The organism is Nonomuraea spiralis, assembly GCF_014648435.1.
GTDB classification, from domain to species: domain Bacteria; phylum Actinomycetota; class Actinomycetes; order Streptosporangiales; family Streptosporangiaceae; genus Nonomuraea; species Nonomuraea spiralis.
This window is the reverse complement of the sequence record NZ_BMRC01000013.1, coordinates 1-16,338: the sequence shown is the minus strand read 5'-3', so window position 1 is coordinate 16,338 and position 16,338 is coordinate 1. Positions and strand designations below refer to the sequence as shown.

Genomic DNA, 16,338 nt, shown 5'->3' with positions numbered 1-16,338 from the left:
GACGTTTCTCCCGGATTGCGGGATGGCGTCCGGATCGTTGACGGGCCCGCTGAGCTGCGCGTGTACTGGGTGTGCGGCGGCTCCGACGGCCGTCGCGCTCCGGAGGAGAAGCGATGGCATCCACGCCCGCGGGCTCGTGGCCGGTGACGGAGGCGCCCGGCGAGACGACCGCCGAGGCGACCACTGAGGCGACCGGCGGGACGACCGGTGAGGCGACCCACGGGACGACCGAGCCGACGGCCGCGCCGACGGCGGCGCCCGTGGCGGCGCCCATGGCCGAGTGTCTTGGTGGCGCCGTTCATCTGGCCTGCGCCGAGTCGCCGGCCGACGAGCTCGCCGTCATCGTCGCCGGCTTCTCCGGCTACGAGGCCCAGACCAGGGCGCGGGCCCTGACCCGGCTGGCCGCCCTGCGCGGCCTGCGCCGGCTGCACGGAGACAGGCACAGGACCGTACAGGCGGGGACGGAGCTGCGACTGTCGGACTTCGTCGCCGACCCGCCCGCGGGCCTCGGCCTGCACGTGCCCGGCACCGGCCTGCTCAGCGGGCGGCGCTACCGGCTGCCCGCCGAGGTCGTGTGGGCGGGCGGGCACGAATGCCTGGTCGAGCCCGCGACGAGCGGCGTGGTGGACAGCGGCGTGCCGGAGGCGATCGCCGAGGTGGTCGCCCACGACGTGGTCGCCCGCTGGTGGGCCGAGCCGCGCGAACCGCTGCTGCGGGTCTCGGCCGCGCTCGGCCGCCTGCTGCCGGCCGGTGTGACGGCCGCGGCCTCGGGGCTCGGGCTGCGGATGTCGGCGTTCGTGTTGTCGGTGCCCGATCTCCGGGTCGCCCTGGTGACCGTCGGCGGCGAGGGCGCGACGATGGCCGCGGCGGCCGGCCGTACGGTGAGGCAGGCCGTGTGCGAGGCGTTCCTGCGCGCGATGGCGGCCAAGGCCCAGCCGTGGAGCACGCTGGAGCTGCCCGACTGCCTGCGCCGGTTCGCCGTGTGGCAGCGGGAGGCCGACTACGCCGCCTATCTGGAGCGCCTGGCCGTCGACGCCGATCCCCGGCTGGTCGACGAGGTGAGCGGGCTGCGCCCGTCCGGCTGGCCGGAGATCGCCGCGCGCCGGTTCGGGCACGAGCCCGTCGCCGTACGGGCGGACGGCGACGGACCGGTGGTCAAGGTGCTCTGCCCGGGCGCGCTGTGCTACCGGGCCGCGTCCGGGGCCACCGTGCTGCCCTGTCCGGTTCCCTGACCGAGCCGGCCAGGAACCGCAAGCTGCGAGGAGTGCGCGCCGTCTGGATTCCGATAATGGAACTGAAGCTCCGGCCGCCGACCCCGGGAGGTGGGGCGTGGATCTGTCCGTCATTGGAGTCACCCCCGAAGCGGAGGCGGTCTACCGCTATTTCCTGCGCCATCGGGGCGAGAGCGTCGGCTCGGTGCCCGAGGCCCTGGACCTCGATCCCGAGACGGTGGAGTCGGCGGTCGAGACGCTCGACCGGCTCGCCATGCTCGACCTGAACGACCGCCACCGGGTCACCGCGACCGAGCCGAGGATCGCCATCGAGCGCCTGGTCGAGCAGCGCCTGGAGGAGCTGAACGCCGAGATCCGCCGGGTGTTCGGCGCCCGCGACGCGATCTCCAGCTTCATGGAGGACAAGCGGGAGGGCGACCGGTCATCCCCGGTGCTGGACATCGAACGGGTGGAGAGCGGCGCGCGGGTCCGCCAGCGCCTGGACGACCTGGCCTTCTTCTCCTACAAGGAGACGCTCTGCCTGCACCCGGGCGGCCCGTTCAACGAGGTGATGATCGAGTCGGCGCTGCCGCTCGACACGCGCTCGCTGCGGCGCGGCCTGGCCCTGCGCGAGATCTTCCACCCCAAGGCGCTGGAGGACCAGCGCATGGTGTCCTACCTCTGCGAGCTGGCGCACCTGGGCGCCCAGATCCGCGTCACCGACCAGCCGATGGACCGCATGCTCATGTACGACCGCAGCGTCGCCGTCGTCCCGATCGATCCGAAGGCCCATTCCACGGGGGCGCTGCTGGTGCGCGAGCCCGGCCTGATCTCCCAGCTCGTCATCTACTTCGAGGGCCTGTGGAAGGCCGCCGTGCCGCTGGCCGACCACCTCGACCCGCCCGGCGAGGAGCCGGCGCTGTCGAAGATGGAGCAGCGGGTGCTGGCGGTGATGGCCACGGCCGACAAGGACGAGATCGCCGCCCGCGAGCTCGACATCTCGGTACGCACCTACCGGCGCTACGTCGCCGACCTCATGGCCAGGCTCGGCGCCGTCAACCGCTTCCAGGCCGCGCTGCGCGCCAAGGAGGAGCACTGGATCTGATCCCGTCCTTCCTCCCGCACACGAAAGCACCACAAACGAAACGCGCCGCAAACGAAACGCGCCGCACCCGAAACGCGCCGCACACGGACGAACCCCCGCGACCCGATCGCGGGGGTTTCGTCATTCTCCGGCTCTTCTCCAATAAGCAGACCTCCTCGGGGAAATGTACGGTCAATTCCTTTCTGTGGTCGGGGCCTTTTACGGCCAGGTGTTGCCCAGCGGGGAAGGAATCGGCCAGGTGTTCCCGTCGGGGCCGGCGGGGGGCGCGGGCCAGGTGTTGCCCTCGGCCTTCACCACACCCGGGCCGGCAGCGACGGCGGCCTGCGCGGCGGTGGCACCCACGGCCCAGACGAGCATCCCGGAGACGATCGCGATAATCCACTGGGACATTCTCTTGGCAACAATGCTGTTCGTCATTTCACTGCCTCTTTCTCGGCGGTTGTTCTCGGTGTTTCCTCGCACTTCCAACTTTGCGCGTCGGCGGGGCCATGAACCAGGCTTCGGCGAGGCAGCAAGCTGCAGGCCGTTGCCGCTTCCTGCCACGTCCGGCCGGGTCAAGCACTGGAGGAGGTGACATCCGGCGGCCATCGATCTTTAACTGGACGTACCGGAAGAGTCCGAGGAGGAAACGATGAGCATCTCCCCCGAGGTCCTCCAGGAAGCCCCGCCGGCCATGGACCGTCTGCGCGAGGAGCTCGCCGGCGCGCGTGAGGACATCGCGCGCGGCCACCCGCAGGCCGTGGAACGGCAGCACTCGCTGGGCAAGCGCACCGCGCGCGAACGGCTCGACCTGCTGCTGGACGAGGGCTCGTTCCTGGAGATCGAGATGTTCCGCCGGCACCGGGCCCAGGGCCTCGGCATGGAACGCCAGCGCCCGCACACCGACGGGGTCGTGGCAGGATCCGGAACCATCGACGGCCGCCGGGTCTTCGTCTACGCGCAGGACTTCACCGTCTTCGGCGGCTCGCTCGGCGAGGCGCACGCGCAGAAGATCCACAAAGTGATGGACCTGGCGCTGTCCAGCGGGTCGCCGTTCATCGGGCTCAACGACAGCGGCGGGGCCCGCATCCAGGAGGGCGTCCTGTCGCTCAACGGCTACGGCGGCATCTTCCAGCGCAACGTGCAGGCGTCCGGGGTGATCCCGCAGATCGCCGTCGTGCTCGGCCCCTGCGCGGGCGGCGCGGCCTACTCGACGGCGCTGGCCGACTTCACGTTCATGGTGCGCGACACCGCCCAGCTCTACCTGACCGGCCCGGACGTGGTGGAGGCGGTCACCGGTGAGCGCATCACGCACGCCGAGCTGGGCGGCGCGCAGGTGCACGCCACCCGGTCGGGGCTGGCCACGTTCGTGCACGACGACGAGGAGAGCTGCCTGGCCGCCGTACGCGACCTGGTCGCGATGTTGCCGGGCAACAACCTGAGCCGCCCGCCGGCGTTGCCCGCGCGCGGCGCGGCCGGCGACGCCCGGCCCCGGCTGGCCGAGATCGTGCCGGTGGAGCCGAACAAGCCGTACGACATGCGCCTGGTCCTGGCCGAGCTGGTGGACGACGGCGACTTCCTCGAACTGCACCAGAGCTGGGCGCCCAACGTGATCTGCGCGCTGGCCCGGATCGACGGCCAGGTCGTGGGCGTGGTGGGCAACCAGCCGACGGTGCTGGCGGGCGTGCTGGACGTGTCGGCCGCGGAGAAGGCCGCCCGGTTCGTCAGGTTCTGCGATGCCTTCTCCATCCCGCTGGTCACGCTCGTGGACGTGCCGGGCTTCCTGCCGGGCAAGGAGCAGGAGCATGCGGGCGTCATCCGGCACGGCGCCAAGCTGCTCTACGCCTACTGCGAGGCGACCGTGCCGCGCATCCAGGTCATTCTCAGGAAGGCGTACGGCGGGGCGTACATCGTGATGGACTCCCGTTCGATCGGCACCGACCTGTCACTCGCCTGGCCGACCAACGAGATCGCCGTGATGGGCGCCGAGGGCGCGGTCAACATCATCCACCGCAAGGAGCTGGCCGCGGCGGCCGACCCCGCCGCCCGCCGGGCCGAGCTGCTGGAGCAGTACACCCGCGAGCTGGTGCACCCGGCCTACACCGCCGAACGCGGCCTGGTCGACGCCGTGATCGACCCGGTGGAGACACGCTCGGCGGTGGCGCGGGGGCTGGCCATGCTGCGCGACAAACGCAAGCACGTGGCGCCGCGCAAGCACGGCAACCTTCCCTTGTAGGCCGCACTGCAGGCCGCACTGCAGGCCGCGCGCGCGGGAGGCACGGTCACACGTGCGACCGTGCCCGGGTGGGGAGCCTGAGGGCGGCCAGGACGGCCGTCAGCATGACGGCGCCCAGGACGTAGACGGCGGCGCGCATCCCCTCGGTGGAGGCGGCGCGCAGGGCCTGCCCCGCCAGCCCCTCGATGCCGTGGTTGGCGACGGCCACCAGGACCGCGAGGCCCGCGGCCGTCCCCACCTGCAGCGCGGTGGAGGCCACCCCGGAGGCCAGGCCCTGCTCCTCCGCCGGGACGCCGGTGCCGGCGGCGATCCACATGGCCTCGTACGTGATGCCCATGCCCAGGCCGATGACGACGACCCCGGCCAGGACGGTGAGCAGCGAGCCGTCCCCGTGCATGCCGGGCGCCAGGAGCACGGCGCCCGCGGCGTTGGCGACGATGCCGATGATCAGCGTGCCGCGGGTGCCGAGGTGGGCGACCAGCCGCTCGCTGAGGACGTTGCCCGCCGTGATCGACAACGTCGGGCCGAGGAACGCCAGCCCGGTCTCCAGGGCGCTGAAGCCGAGGACGTCCTGGAAGTACAGCGTCAGGAAGTACGGCACGGCCTGCATCGTCAGCCCGAACACCAGGATGACCACGACCGCCCCGCTGAGCGCGCGGTTGCGGAACAACCGCAGCGGCATCAACGGCGTCCGGCCCCGGGCCTGGAGGCGCAGGAACACGGCCAGCAGGACCACCGCGAGGACGGCGGCGGCGATCGCCTCGCCCCGCGCCCAGCCGGCCTCGGAGCCGTGCGCGACCGCGAAGATCAGCAGCGTGACGCCCGCGGTGCCGGTCAGGGTTCCGGGCACGTCGACGCCTCCCCTGGCGATCCGGCCGTCGGCGGGCAGCAGGGCGAACGCTGCGACGGCGCCCGCCGCGGCCAGCGGGACGTTGACGTAGAACACGGCCTGCCAGCCCAGGGCCTGGGTGAGCACCCCGCCCGCCAGCGAGCCCGCCGTGAGCCCGCCGGCGCCCGCCATGGCCCAGACCGTCAGCGCCCGGTTGCGTTCCCTGCCCTCGGCGAAGGTGGTGTTGACCAGGGCCAGCACCGCTGGGAACAACACCGCGCCGGCCAGGCCCTGCAAGGCGCGGGCGGCGAGCAGCACCGGCGGCACCGTGGCCAGGCCGCCCAGCACGGAGGCCACGCCGTACAGGGCCAGGCCGAGCACGAACATGCGCCGGCGCCCCATCAGGTCGGACAACCGGCCGCCGAACAGCAGGAAGCCTCCGTAGAGGACGGCGTACGCGGTGACCACCCATTGCAGGGTGTGCGGCGTGAAACCGACATCGGCGGCGATGTCCGGCAGAGCTACGTAGATGATGGTGAAGTCGAGACTGATGATCAGGTGCCCGAGCGCGAGCAGCGCGAGGCTCCATCCCGGCCGCCGCCCGTGGGCCGGGGACTGGGTCGCTGACATGGGTGTGCCTTTCGTCCGTGTGTGGTCCGGTGGCCTGTCATGGCTGCACCGCGACCGGCGGACATTTGTTGGCACACCCCTTGAGGGCGGCGGGGTGGGCGGCGCCCGGGCTCGGTCCGTCCGGTCCGGTCATCGTCCCTCCCTCCCCGCTGGTTCCGGTACGACCATGCCACCCACCCCCGGTCCACGGGATCGGACGCCCGGTCGGCACGGCACGGGACCTTCGACCTAGGACCCCGGCGGGGAATCGTCCGGGCACGCTGACAGCATGCGGCGGCGGCCTGCAGCTTCCTGACGTCCCCATCCCTGGATCGCGCCCCTCCCGGATCCCACAGTGGAAAGTGCGAGAGACAGAGATCCGGCAGACGAGATGGAGATGAGACCCGATGTTCGCCCCTTCACGCCGTACGGCGACGACGAAGCCATGCTGATCCAGGTGACGATGCGCCAGGTGCGCGGGATGCCGATCCTCGGCTCCCCGATCGACGGGATCCGCATCATGGCGCTCCTGCCGGGCCACTGGCACAAGGACCTCACCCAGGCCGGCGGGGACATCGTCATCCGGATGCGCGTGGACGAGCCCGTGACGAGCGCCCAGGTGCGCGCCGAGGTGACGCAGACCCTCGCCAACCCCGAGGTGGACCGGTGGGAGCTGGTGGCCTGCCATGTCCTGTCCCAGAACAGCACAGCCGTAAGGGAGGAAGACCAGTGATCGCATCTGTGGTGGCGCCGGGAGAGTGCCAGGTCTGGTGGGCCGGCCCGCGGGACCATCCGGAGGAGACCCTGCTGTCGGTGCTCAGCGAGCCCGAGTTGGAGCGGGCCGCGCGGTTCCGCCGTGAGCCCGACCGCAGGCGGTTCCTCACGGGGTCGTGGCTGCTGCGCACCGCGAGCGCCGTGCAGTTCGGGATCCGTCCCGAGGAGGTGGTGGTGGACCGGTCGTGCCCGGACTGCACCAGGTATCACGGCAAGCCGCGGGTCCGGGCGCGCGGCTTCCCGCTGCACGTGTCGGTCTCGCACTCGGAGGACCGGGTGGCGGTGGCGGTGACGGCCGAGGGGCCGGTGGGCGTGGACGTGGAGGCCGTACCGGCCGACCCGGTGGACGACCTGGCCCGCTGCGCGCTCACCGAGGCCGAGCTGACCGTTCTGGAGGCGTTCCCCCAGGAGGACAGGTACGAGGCGTTCGCGAAGGTCTGGGTCCGCAAGGAGGCGGCGCTCAAGGCCACCGGGCACGGCCTGCGGGTGCCTCCGACGGAGGTGGCGGTGAGCGGGCCGGCGGAGGATCCGGCCCTGCTGAGCTGGCCGCTGGACATCCCGCCGGAGAGCCTGCGTTTCCGCGTCCTGTCGCCCGGCAGCGGCTACGTCGCCGCGGTCGCGGTGATCACCGACCGTCCGGTCGAGGCGGTGGAGTTCCACCTGCCCGCCGCGCGGGCAGACTTCGCACGTGGCCCCGTGCCGGGGCCGCTGGCCGGCGTCGCGTGAGCAGGGGGACGATCCAGATGAAGGGGACCTTCCTCCTCCTGCCGGGCTCCTGGTCGGGCGCGTGGATCTGGGAGCCCGTCGTCCGGCGGCTGCGCCTGCTCGGGCACGACGCCCGCGCCGTCACCCTGCGCGGCCTGTCCGGGCCGCGCGACGACGTCGCGGGGGTCGGCCTGGAGACGCACGTCGACGAGGTGCTGACACTGCTGAAGAACGAGGGGCTGCGCGACGTCGTGCTCGTCGGGCACAGCTATTCGGGGCTGGTGGCCGGGCAGGTCGCCGACCGGGCGCCGGGCCGCGTCGCGCACACCGTGTACGTCGAGGCGTTCCTGCCGCACGACGGCCGTTCGATGTTGCACGCCTTCCCCGACCGGCAGCGGGAGCAGGAGCTGCGCCTGATCGAGTCGGGCGGGGGCCGCTGGCCCGCCCCCGACCACACCCTGGTGGCCGAGGGACAGGGCCTCACGGCGGCGCAGGCGCGCTGGCTGGCCGCCCGGTTCGTCGGCCACCCGGGGCGCGCCGTGGCCGACCCCGCCGTGCTCAGCACTCCGCTGGAGCGGCAGAAGGCCAGCTACGTCGTCTGCGCCCTGGACCACTTCCAGGGCAGTCTGTCCCCCGACGTGTCCGCGCTGCGCGCCGAGCCGTCGTGGGACTTCCACACCCTGGACACGGGCTGCTGGCCGATGGTGTCAGCGCCCGGCCCGCTCGCCGCTCTCCTGTCCGGCACGCTCGCCGGCCTCCGCTGAGTGGCCGGCGACCTCGGGACCCGGTGCTAGCCCGGGCCGCGAGGAGCCGGGAAGCAGCCGCCGCAGCGAACCGGCGTGCAGGAACCACAGCAGGCCCAGCGCCACGACCAAGAGAAGGGCGCTGAAGACCCACTCGTTCGACCCGCCCGGCCCGTAGACGCGGCCGCCGGAGCCGATGTCCACCGCGCGGACCGGCTGCCCGGCCTGGTGGGTGTAACGGTCGCTGCCGTAGATCTCGACGTCCGACCGGCGGATGGCGCCGTCGTCGGAGCGGAAGTCCCCCGTCCAGACGCAGGACTCGTGCCCCGGATGCGTGATGCACGACAGCGTGCGCGGCACGAACACCCCGGGCGCGCCGTCGGCGCGGGCGGCACGGACGACCGTGCCGAGGTTCGGCACGGTCAGGACCAGCAGGAAGCCCGCCACCAGGCTGAGGACGAACGAGAAGGCCGGGGAGACCCCGCGGCGCCCGGAGCCCGCCATCACGCGGGCGACACGGCGCAGGCGCAGCGCATGGCCGCCCGCTCGGCCGGGCGGGGACGGCGGTGCAGGAGCATGGCCACCACCATGGGCACGAAGACCAGCCCGTTGTAGAACAGGTGCAGCTCCATGCGCGGGACGAGGAGCTGGATCATGCTCGTCGGCACCGGCCGGCCCAGCAGGTTGTTCCCGGTGAGCGCCTGGAGGAGCAGCAGCAGGTGCTCCAGGTGGTGCCAGACCTGGATGCCCAGGGAGATGTTCCACCACGTACGTGACCTGCCGGTGAAGCCGGACCGCAGCATGAGCAGGCCGATGAGCATCAGCAGCGCGTAGCCGTAGTGCATCCACTCGGAACTGACCAGCCAGGGGAAGGGCATGCCGAGGACGCCGCGCGCCTCCTTCAGCGGCCAGCCCAGCACGTAGACCTGGATGGCCTGGGCGACGTGCTCGGCCCAGTGGGCCAGCACCACGACGAGGTAGAGGGTGAGGGCGGGCTTGTGGTACCGGGTGTTGAGCGCGGTCAACAGGCCGGTCGGCGTCGACACCGTGTGGGTGGCCATGCGAAACCTCGGCTTCCGGGATCGTCGGTCACGCGTCGTCCCGGCACGGCGAGATCGCCGGTGGATGGTTTCGGTCCCCTTCGAATGCGCCCGCTCCGGGAGATCGCGGAATCAGTGTCCGTCGCGAACCCGGGCCTGACAACTCACAAATTGCGCGGTAGTCCGGCGAGCAGTTGCTTGGTCGTCAGGGTGACGCCGCAGCGGCCGGCGACGTACCCGAGCGCCTGCCGGTGGTCGGCGGCGGTGAGGTCGGCGACGGCGTCGGCCACCACGTACGGCTGGATGTCGTGGGTGAAGGCGTCCAGCGCGGTGGTCAGGACGCCGATGTGGGCGTAGACGCCGGCGATGAGGAGCTGGTCGCGTCCCGACTCGCGCAGCCACCACAGCAGGGTGGTCTCGTGGAAGGCGCTGTAGCGCCGCCGGGTGAAGATCCAGTCGCCCGGCCCCGGGGCGAGCTGGTCGGGGAATCCGCGCCGGGCGGGCTCCAGCCGGTCGCTGCGCCGCCAGAAGTCCTTCGCCAGCCCCTGCTGCTCGCCGGTCAGCAGGCCCGGCTGGGCCGCGTAGGCCACCGGTACGCCGAGGCCCGCGCACAGGTCGCGCAGTGCCCTCACGTTGCGTACCAGGTCGGTCAGCGGCGCCTCGCCGGGCGGGAAGAGGTCGAGGCAGGCGTGCTGGAGGTCCACCAGGAGCAGCACGGCCCGGCGCGGGTCGGGTGTCCAGGTGACCGCGGCGGGCGGCAGCTCGGCGGCGTCCGGCATCGGATAGGGCTCGATTTCTGAAATGACCGGCACGGCGACCTCCGAATTTCTCTCAGCTTTTTGAGGCTGTTTTCATGATGTGCCGCCGGCGCCGCCCGGGAAATGCGGAACGGCGGCAGGAAGCTGACTTCCCGCCGCCGTTTCCAGCCATTCCCTTTTTCCCGGGCGTACGCCGGCCTGCCGGATCCACGGTCACAGTCCGGCCGCCGCCCGCAGGTCCTCGGTACGATTCACCCGCTCCCACGTGAACTCGTCCCGGCCGAAATGCCCGTACGCGGAGGTGGTGGCGTAGACGGGACGCAGCAGGTCGAGATCCCTGATGATCGCGGCCGGCCGCAGGTCGAAGACCTCGCGCACGGCGTCGTGGATGCGCCCCTGGGGCACGCGTTCGGTGCCGAAGCACTCCACGAACAGGCCAACCGGCCGCGCCTTGCCGATCGCGTACGCCACCTGGACCTCGCACCGCCCGGCCAGCCCGGCGGCCACTACGTTCTTGGCCACCCAGCGCATGGCGTAGGCGCCCGACCGGTCGACCTTGGAGGGGTCCTTGCCGGAGAAGGCGCCGCCGCCGTGCCGGGCCATGCCGCCGTACGTGTCGATGATGATCTTCCGGCCGGTCAGGCCCGCGTCGCCCATCGGGCCGCCGACCTCGAACCGGCCCGTGGGGTTGATCAGCAGCCGGTACCCGGTCGTGTCGATCCCCGCCCCGGCCAGCACCGGCTCGACGACCTCGCGCGTGATGTCGGGGGTCAGCAGCTCCTCCAGCGCGACGTGCGCCGCGTGCTGGGTGGACACCACGACGGTGTCCAGGCGCACCGGCCGGTCGCCCTCGTACTCGACGGTGACCTGCGTCTTGCCGTCCGGCCGCAGGTACGGCACCGTACCGGCCCTGCGGACCTCCGCCAGCCGCCGGGCCAGCCGGTGGGCCAGCATGATGGGCAGCGGCATCAGCTCGGGCGTCTCCTCGCACGCGTAGCCGAACATCAGCCCCTGGTCGCCGGCGCCCTGCCGGTCCAGTTCGTCGGCGTCGTCCGCGCCGCGGTGCTCGTAGGCGTCGTCCACGCCCAGCGCGATGTCGGGCGACTGGGTGCCGATCGACACCGACACGCCGCACGAGGCGCCGTCGAAGCCCTTCTGGGAGGTGTCGTACCCGATCCCGAGGACGGTCTGCCTGACCAGGGCGGGGATGTCGACGTACGTCTGCGTGGTGACCTCGCCCGCGACGTGCACCATGCCCGTGGTGATCAGCGTCTCGACCGCGACCCGGCTGCCGGGGTCCTTCTCCAGCAGGGCGTCCAGGATGCTGTCGCTGATCCGGTCGGCGATCTTGTCGGGGTGGCCTTCGGTGACGGATTCGGAGGTGAACAAACGGCGTGACACGGCCGCCCCCTCAGTAGGGCAGCCGGCGCCCCGAAGGGGTGCGCAGGTCGAGAGCGGTCACCGGAGTACGCGGTTTCCTGGGCTTCGGCAGATGAATCAGTTTTGGCATGAGAACGGCTCCACATCCTGGCGGCGGGAAACAATTCGAATTTCCCGGACACAGATCATCCAAGATCGGCGTCGAGCATTCTTCTCCGATGACCTGCGCGACGAAGGTTCGGTTCCGAGAATAACCACGGCCGGGCGTGCCGGGTTCTTTCGCTGTGCGGCATCGGGACCGGTCGGGCAATCCAGGAGATGCCCCGGCCGCGCGGAGGGACCACGATGCACTTGATGCCCCTTTCCCGGGCGGATCACCTACGCCGGGTCCCGGCCGCCCCGGCGACGAAAGGCTGATCATGAACGGAATCAGCGCGGAGATCGGGATCATCGGCGGGAGCGGGTTCTCCTCGGTCGCCGACGGCGCGCGCGAGATCACGCTCACCACCCCGTACGGTGAACCGTCCGCCCCGCTCTCGCTCACCGAGGCGGGTGGCCGCACGGTCGCCTTCCTGCCCCGGCACGGCCGCGACCACCGACGGCCGCCGCACCGCATCAACTACCGGGCGAACCTGTGGGCGCTGCACTCGGTGGGCGTGCGCCAGATCCTGGCGCCGTGCGCGGTCGGCTCGCTCCGGCCCGAGCTGGGGCCGGGTGTGATGGTGGTGCCCGACCAGCTCGTGGACCGGACCTCCGGACGGGCCCGTACGTACTTCGACGACGCGGCCGTGCACGTGCCGTTCGCGGACCCGTACTGCCCGGTGGGCCGCGAGACGGTGCTCGGCGCCGCGGCGGCGACCGGCCAGGACTGCGTGGACGGCGGGACGATGGTGGTGATCGAGGGCCCGCGCCTGTCCAGCCGGGCCGAGTCCCAGTGGTACGCGGCGCAGGGCTGGTCGCTGGTCGACATGACCGGCTGCCCCGAGGCGACGCTCGCCCGCGAACTGGCCCTGTGCTACGTGCCCGTCGCGCTGGTGACGGACCTGGACGCCGGGCTCGGCGTGGGCCCGGGCGCACGCCGGGACGAGCTGTTCACGATCTTCCACGAGGGGCTGGACCGGCTGCGGGCGCTGGTCCTGGCGACGGTGGGACGGCTGCCGCGCGTCCGCGCGTGCGGGTGCCCGCGGGCCCTGGAGGACGCCGCCCTCCCGGCCGAGGAGAACCACCTCGGCTCCCTGCCCGCCTGACTTCACCTGACCCGCCTGACTCACCTCAGCCGCCTGACGGGAGCGGCCGCGGACACACGGAAACCCGGGTTCCCGCCGCACCGCGGGAACCCGGGTCGGATCGCGCGGCCTACACCGCCGTCGGCACGTGCGCGTCCAGGGCGACGCGCTCCACCAGGGCCTCCAGGTTCGGGTCGGCGTCGAAGACGTCGCCGACGTCGATGGAGATGCCCAGTTCCTCCTTGATCCGCCCGACGAGCCGCGCCGCGGCCGCGAACTCCCCTTCGAGGTCGGAGAACGTCGCCGCCTCCAGTCCCTCGGGCACGTCGAGCACGTCGTACCAGATGTCGCCGACCTTCTCCCGGAGCTCGGAGAGGCTCAGTTCGCCGGTCATGGGCCGTCCCTTCTCAAGGTCTGCACGTGATTCTCGCAACGGGCCCACGGACCTACATCTCCGAGAGTGCCCTGGCCCTGACCTGGCCGAGCAGGGCGTCCAGCGTGCCGTCGTGGAGCAGCGTGGCCAGGTCGACGGCCACGCCGAGGCGGTCCTGGATCTGGGCGGCCATCCGCAGCGCGGCGAGCGCCGTGCCGCCGAGCTCGCCGAAGGTGGCGTCGCACTCGTCCGCGCCGACGTCGAGCACCGTGTTCCAGATGTCGGTGACGTGCCTGTCGACGTCCACCGGGTCCGTGTCGCGCACAGCGCCCTCCCCTGAGCCTCCCTGGGGCGACGATAAGGCGGGGGCGAGGGGGGCGCTTGTCCTCCCGTGCGCACTTCCCCTCAGGACGCCGGCCGCCGGGTCAGGACGCGGCCCGCTCCGGCTCCCGGGTGCGGGACAGCGCGCGGACGATGCGGGCGTGTCCCTCGTTCCCCCTGGCCAGCACCTCGGCCACCGGGCCGTCGTCGGCGGCGCGCAGGGCGGCGGCGACGCGGCCCAGGTCATGGCTCATCGCCTCCAGCAGGTCCGCCACCGGGCCCGCGTTGTGCGCCAGGATGTCGCGCCACATGCCGGCGGGGCTGCCGGCCACCCGGGTCACGTCCCGCAAGGCCCCGGCGGCCAGCGGCAACGCGCCCACCTCCCCCGGGTCCCCGTCCGGGCTCCGCGCCGCGAACCTGGCGGCCAGGGCCGCCGACAACACGAGCGGTACGTGCGACACCGCCGCAGCCGCCCGGTCGTGGGCGTCCGGCGCGAGCAACGTCACCTCGGCCCCGCACGCGGACGCGAGCGCCGACACCGTACGCAGGGCGCGCGGCGAGAGCGCCGGGTGCGGGCACAGCGCCCACGTCCTGCCCTCGAACAGCCCCGCCCGCGCGGCCCCCGGTCCGGAGATCTCCCGCCCGGCCATCGGGTGGCCCGGCACGTAACCGGTCAGGTCGCAGCCGATCCGCTCCGCCTCGGCGAGGACGCGCGTCTTGGCGCTGGCCACGTCCGTGTAGACCGTGCCGAGCCCCCGGGCCTGCGCCTCGCGCAGGACGGCGGCCACCGACGACGGCGGCGTGGCGATGACCACCACGTCGGCCGGGCCGTCCCCGGCCCGCAGCGCGGTGCCCGCCCCCATCCGCGCGGCCTGCGCCAGCGCCCACGGGTCGTGGTCGGCCAGCTCGACGCGCACGCCCGCCCGCCGCAGCGCGCACGCCACGGACGTGCCGATCAACCCACAGCCGATCACCACGACACGGCGGATTGGGGACATGGCCAGAACCTCACTTCCCTCGGACGTCACTCCCCCATCGTCGCGGCGCCCGGCCCCCGGCGGCGGTACGCGACCCGTCTTCTTGCTGCCGCCCGACGGCATGTTCCTGCCAGCGCAACCCCAGGTCAAGCCCCTGTACGCGCTCCTACGATCACGACATGTCCTACCACGACCTGCTGTCCCGGCCGGTACGCCCTCCCGACCGCGTCCTCCGCTACGGCGACAGCCACCCCGACCAGGTGATCGACGTCTACGAGGGCACCGGCCGCCCGCCCCTCGTCCTGCTGCACGGCGGCTACTGGCTGGCCGGGTACGACCGGCGGCACACCCGTCCCATGGCCGCCGCCCTGGCCGCGCTCGGCCACACCGTCTGGTTGCCCGAGTACCGCCGGGTGGGCCAGGAGGGCGGCGGCCACCCGGGGACGTTCGACGATGTCTGCGCCGCGCTCGGGCTCGTCCTGGCGGAGTGCCCGTCCGGGGTGCTGCTGGTGGGCCACTCCGCGGGCGGCCATCTCGCGTTGTGGTCGGCGCTGCGGCACCGCCTGCCGCCCGGCTCCCGGTGGCACGGCGACCCGGCGATCCTGGGAGTGGTGGGCCTGGCCGCCGTCTGCGACCTGGGTGAGGCGTTCACCGCGGGGCTCGGCGGCGGCGCCGCGCGCGCCCTGCTCCACGACCGGGCCGACCTGCTCGACGAGGTGGACCCGATGCGCCTGCTGCCCTACGACCGGGGGCCGCTGGTGCTGGTGCACGGGGTCAAGGACCGGGTGCTGCCCGTGTCGATGAGCCGCCGCCTGGCCGCGGGCGAGACGTCGGCGGTCCTGGTCGAACCGGCGGACGCCGGGCATTTCAGCCTGATCGACCCGCTGTCGAGTGCCTGGCCGCTGATCGCGGCAGCCGTGGAAGCCGCGATTTCAGAGGGTGTGGAGGCCGCAGCTTCAGAGGGTGTGGAGGCCGCGGCTTCGGAGGGTGTGGCGGGTCAGGAGAGTTCGACCGCGCGTTCCGGGCAGTTGGCGGCGGCCAGGTGGGCCGCCCGCTGCTCGTCCGGCGGGACGACCCCGTCGCCGAGCGCCTGCCCGTAACCCTCCTCGTCCTCGCCGAACAGCGCGGGCGCGAGGTCGTGGCAGCGGCCGTGTCCCTGGCAGCGCTCGGGGTCGATGCGTACGTTCATGGCGGTGCTCCCTTCGGAGGCGGGGGCGGGGGTGGAAGTGGGGGCGGTGAGCGCGCCGACGACGCGGGCGAGCAGGGCCGCCCACTCCTCGTCGTCGACGGCGTGCAGGTCGGGCGTGACCAGGGCGCTGCCCATCGACAGCAGCAGGCAGAAGTGGGCCAGCGCGGCGGGCGACAGCGCCGGGTCCAGCTCCCCCCGGTCCTGGGCGAGGCGTACCAGCGCGGCCATGGATCCGGCGCTCTCGCCGACGTGGTCGCGCATGGGCCTGGCGACGTCCTCGTCCCGGCGGGCGGCGACGAGGGCCTCGACGATGAGGTAGCCGCGGGCGTCGCGGCGCTGCGGCAGCCACCGTCCGATCTCCAGGAGCAGATCGGGGACCGGCCGGTCGGGGTCGGCGGCGAACAGGTCGGCCAGCCGCCGCCGTCCGTGCGCGCCAAGCGCCGCCACGAGCAGTTCGGCCTTGGAGCCGAAGTGCGCGTACAACGCGCCGTTGCTCACCCCGGCGGCGGCGGCGATGTCCGCGACGCGGGTGCCGTCGTAGCCGCGCTCGGCGAACACTTCGGCGGCGGCGCGCAACAACCGTTGACGAGTCTCCGCGGCGGTGACGCCGGCGATTCGGCCCATGGCAGCATTAAACAGCCCGCCCACCCGGAACGTGACCACCGAACGGATCACCACACCCGCCCGGCGTAACCGGTCACCCGGTCACCTTCCTCCCCGGCGGGCGTCGATCACCCGATGCGCAGCGGGAGCGTACGTGGTCCGCGTACCTGGCTGGCGGCCCAGGTGACGGCGTCGGGGTCGGCGAGGGTGAAGTCGGGGATGCGCTGGAGCCAGACGTCGAGTGCGGTGCGGAGTTCCATGCGGGCGAGGTGGGAGCCGA

18 protein-coding genes are annotated in these 16,338 nt (G+C 72.8%); 8 read left to right on the top strand and 10 right to left on the bottom strand.

Annotated elements, in window-relative coordinates; genetic code table 11:
• Positions 1-113 precede the first annotated feature (113 nt).
• Positions 114-1,232, top strand: coding sequence for a hypothetical protein (locus tag IEZ27_RS29650; protein ID WP_189650269.1), 1,119 nt, complete (start codon positions 114-116; stop codon positions 1,230-1,232).
• Between the two features lie 97 nt (positions 1,233-1,329).
• On the top strand, positions 1,330-2,316 hold the full coding sequence (locus IEZ27_RS29645) for a helix-turn-helix domain-containing protein (RefSeq protein ID WP_189650268.1): 987 nt from the start codon (positions 1,330-1,332) through the stop codon (positions 2,314-2,316).
• Between the two features lie 198 nt (positions 2,317-2,514).
• On the opposite strand, the gene IEZ27_RS29640 is transcribed toward IEZ27_RS29645, so the two are convergent.
• The gene (locus tag IEZ27_RS29640) at positions 2,515-2,706 is read right to left on the bottom strand and encodes a hypothetical protein (RefSeq protein ID WP_189650267.1); all 192 of its coding nucleotides are present in this window, start codon (positions 2,704-2,706) and stop codon (positions 2,515-2,517) included.
• A 241-nt stretch (positions 2,707-2,947) separates the two neighbouring features.
• On the opposite strand from IEZ27_RS29640, the gene IEZ27_RS29635 reads away from it, so the two are divergent.
• Positions 2,948-4,531 carry an acyl-CoA carboxylase subunit beta gene (locus tag IEZ27_RS29635; protein WP_189650266.1) on the top strand — a complete coding sequence of 528 codons (1,584 nt, stop codon included), beginning with the start codon at positions 2,948-2,950 and terminating at the stop codon, positions 4,529-4,531.
• Positions 4,532-4,577: 46 nt separating this feature from the next.
• On the opposite strand, the gene IEZ27_RS29630 is transcribed toward IEZ27_RS29635, so the two are convergent.
• The gene (locus tag IEZ27_RS29630; protein WP_189650265.1) at positions 4,578-5,990 is read right to left on the bottom strand and encodes an MFS transporter; all 1,413 of its coding nucleotides are present in this window, start codon (positions 5,988-5,990) and stop codon (positions 4,578-4,580) included.
• Positions 5,991-6,366: 376 nt separating this feature from the next.
• Here IEZ27_RS29630 and IEZ27_RS29625 point away from each other — a divergent pair, with 376 nt between their 5' ends.
• The 3 genes from IEZ27_RS29625 to IEZ27_RS29615 are packed head-to-tail and all read left to right on the top strand — an operon-like array spanning position 6,367 to position 8,212.
• A complete protein-coding gene (locus IEZ27_RS29625; RefSeq protein WP_229824461.1) occupies positions 6,367-6,702 on the top strand; it encodes a hypothetical protein in 336 nt (111 codons plus the stop codon).
• Positions 6,699-7,469: a 4'-phosphopantetheinyl transferase family protein gene (locus tag IEZ27_RS29620; protein WP_229824460.1), complete on the top strand. Its 771-nt coding sequence runs from the start codon at positions 6,699-6,701 to the stop codon at positions 7,467-7,469. The genes IEZ27_RS29625 and IEZ27_RS29620 overlap by 4 nt, the downstream gene beginning before the upstream one ends.
• Positions 7,470-7,486: 17 nt before the next feature.
• Positions 7,487-8,212 carry an alpha/beta fold hydrolase gene (locus IEZ27_RS29615; protein WP_189650264.1) on the top strand — a complete coding sequence of 242 codons (726 nt, stop codon included), beginning with the start codon at positions 7,487-7,489 and terminating at the stop codon, positions 8,210-8,212.
• On the opposite strand, the gene IEZ27_RS29610 is transcribed toward IEZ27_RS29615, so the two are convergent.
• The 4 genes from IEZ27_RS29610 to metK all read right to left on the bottom strand — a co-directional run bounded on the left by IEZ27_RS29610 (position 8,156) and on the right by metK (position 11,390).
• Positions 8,156-8,695 (bottom strand): hypothetical protein, encoded by a 540-nt coding sequence (locus IEZ27_RS29610; RefSeq protein ID WP_125637908.1) that lies wholly within the window; start codon positions 8,693-8,695, stop codon positions 8,156-8,158. The genes IEZ27_RS29615 and IEZ27_RS29610 overlap by 57 nt on opposite strands.
• Positions 8,695-9,252, bottom strand: coding sequence for a hypothetical protein (locus IEZ27_RS29605; RefSeq protein WP_189650263.1), 558 nt, complete (start codon positions 9,250-9,252; stop codon positions 8,695-8,697). Before IEZ27_RS29605 ends, IEZ27_RS29610 begins: the two co-directional genes overlap by 1 nt.
• A 143-nt stretch (positions 9,253-9,395) precedes the next feature.
• Complete coding sequence (locus IEZ27_RS29600; RefSeq protein ID WP_229824459.1) at positions 9,396-10,043, bottom strand: isochorismatase family protein; 648 nt, start codon at positions 10,041-10,043, stop codon at positions 9,396-9,398.
• Positions 10,044-10,202: 159 nt separating this feature from the next.
• Positions 10,203-11,390, bottom strand: coding sequence for a methionine adenosyltransferase (gene metK / locus IEZ27_RS29595; protein WP_189650262.1), 1,188 nt, complete (start codon positions 11,388-11,390; stop codon positions 10,203-10,205).
• 398 nt (positions 11,391-11,788) lie between these two features.
• Here metK and IEZ27_RS29590 point away from each other — a divergent pair, with 398 nt between their 5' ends.
• Positions 11,789-12,616 carry an S-methyl-5'-thioadenosine phosphorylase gene (locus tag IEZ27_RS29590; protein WP_189650261.1) on the top strand — a complete coding sequence of 276 codons (828 nt, stop codon included), beginning with the start codon at positions 11,789-11,791 and terminating at the stop codon, positions 12,614-12,616.
• Between the two features lie 109 nt (positions 12,617-12,725).
• Here IEZ27_RS29590 and IEZ27_RS29585 read toward each other — a convergent pair whose 3' ends face one another.
• The 3 genes from IEZ27_RS29585 to IEZ27_RS29575 form a co-directional block, all read right to left on the bottom strand.
• Entirely contained in the window at positions 12,726-12,989 is a 264-nt protein-coding gene (locus tag IEZ27_RS29585; protein WP_125637904.1) for an acyl carrier protein, read from the bottom strand.
• A 52-nt stretch (positions 12,990-13,041) separates the two neighbouring features.
• Entirely contained in the window at positions 13,042-13,293 is a 252-nt protein-coding gene (locus IEZ27_RS29580) for a phosphopantetheine-binding protein (protein ID WP_189650260.1), read from the bottom strand.
• A 100-nt stretch (positions 13,294-13,393) separates the two neighbouring features.
• The gene (locus tag IEZ27_RS29575; RefSeq protein WP_189650259.1) at positions 13,394-14,287 is read right to left on the bottom strand and encodes a prephenate dehydrogenase; all 894 of its coding nucleotides are present in this window, start codon (positions 14,285-14,287) and stop codon (positions 13,394-13,396) included.
• A gap of 158 nt (positions 14,288-14,445) precedes the next feature.
• Here IEZ27_RS29575 and IEZ27_RS29570 point away from each other — a divergent pair, with 158 nt between their 5' ends.
• Complete coding sequence (locus IEZ27_RS29570; protein WP_189650258.1) at positions 14,446-15,366, top strand: alpha/beta hydrolase; 921 nt, start codon at positions 14,446-14,448, stop codon at positions 15,364-15,366.
• Here IEZ27_RS29570 and IEZ27_RS29565 read toward each other — a convergent pair.
• Positions 15,264-16,079 (bottom strand): TetR family transcriptional regulator, encoded by an 816-nt coding sequence (locus IEZ27_RS29565; protein WP_229824458.1) that lies wholly within the window; start codon positions 16,077-16,079, stop codon positions 15,264-15,266. The two genes, IEZ27_RS29570 and IEZ27_RS29565, sit on opposite strands and share 103 nt — an antisense overlap.
• Positions 16,080-16,338 lie beyond the last annotated feature (259 nt).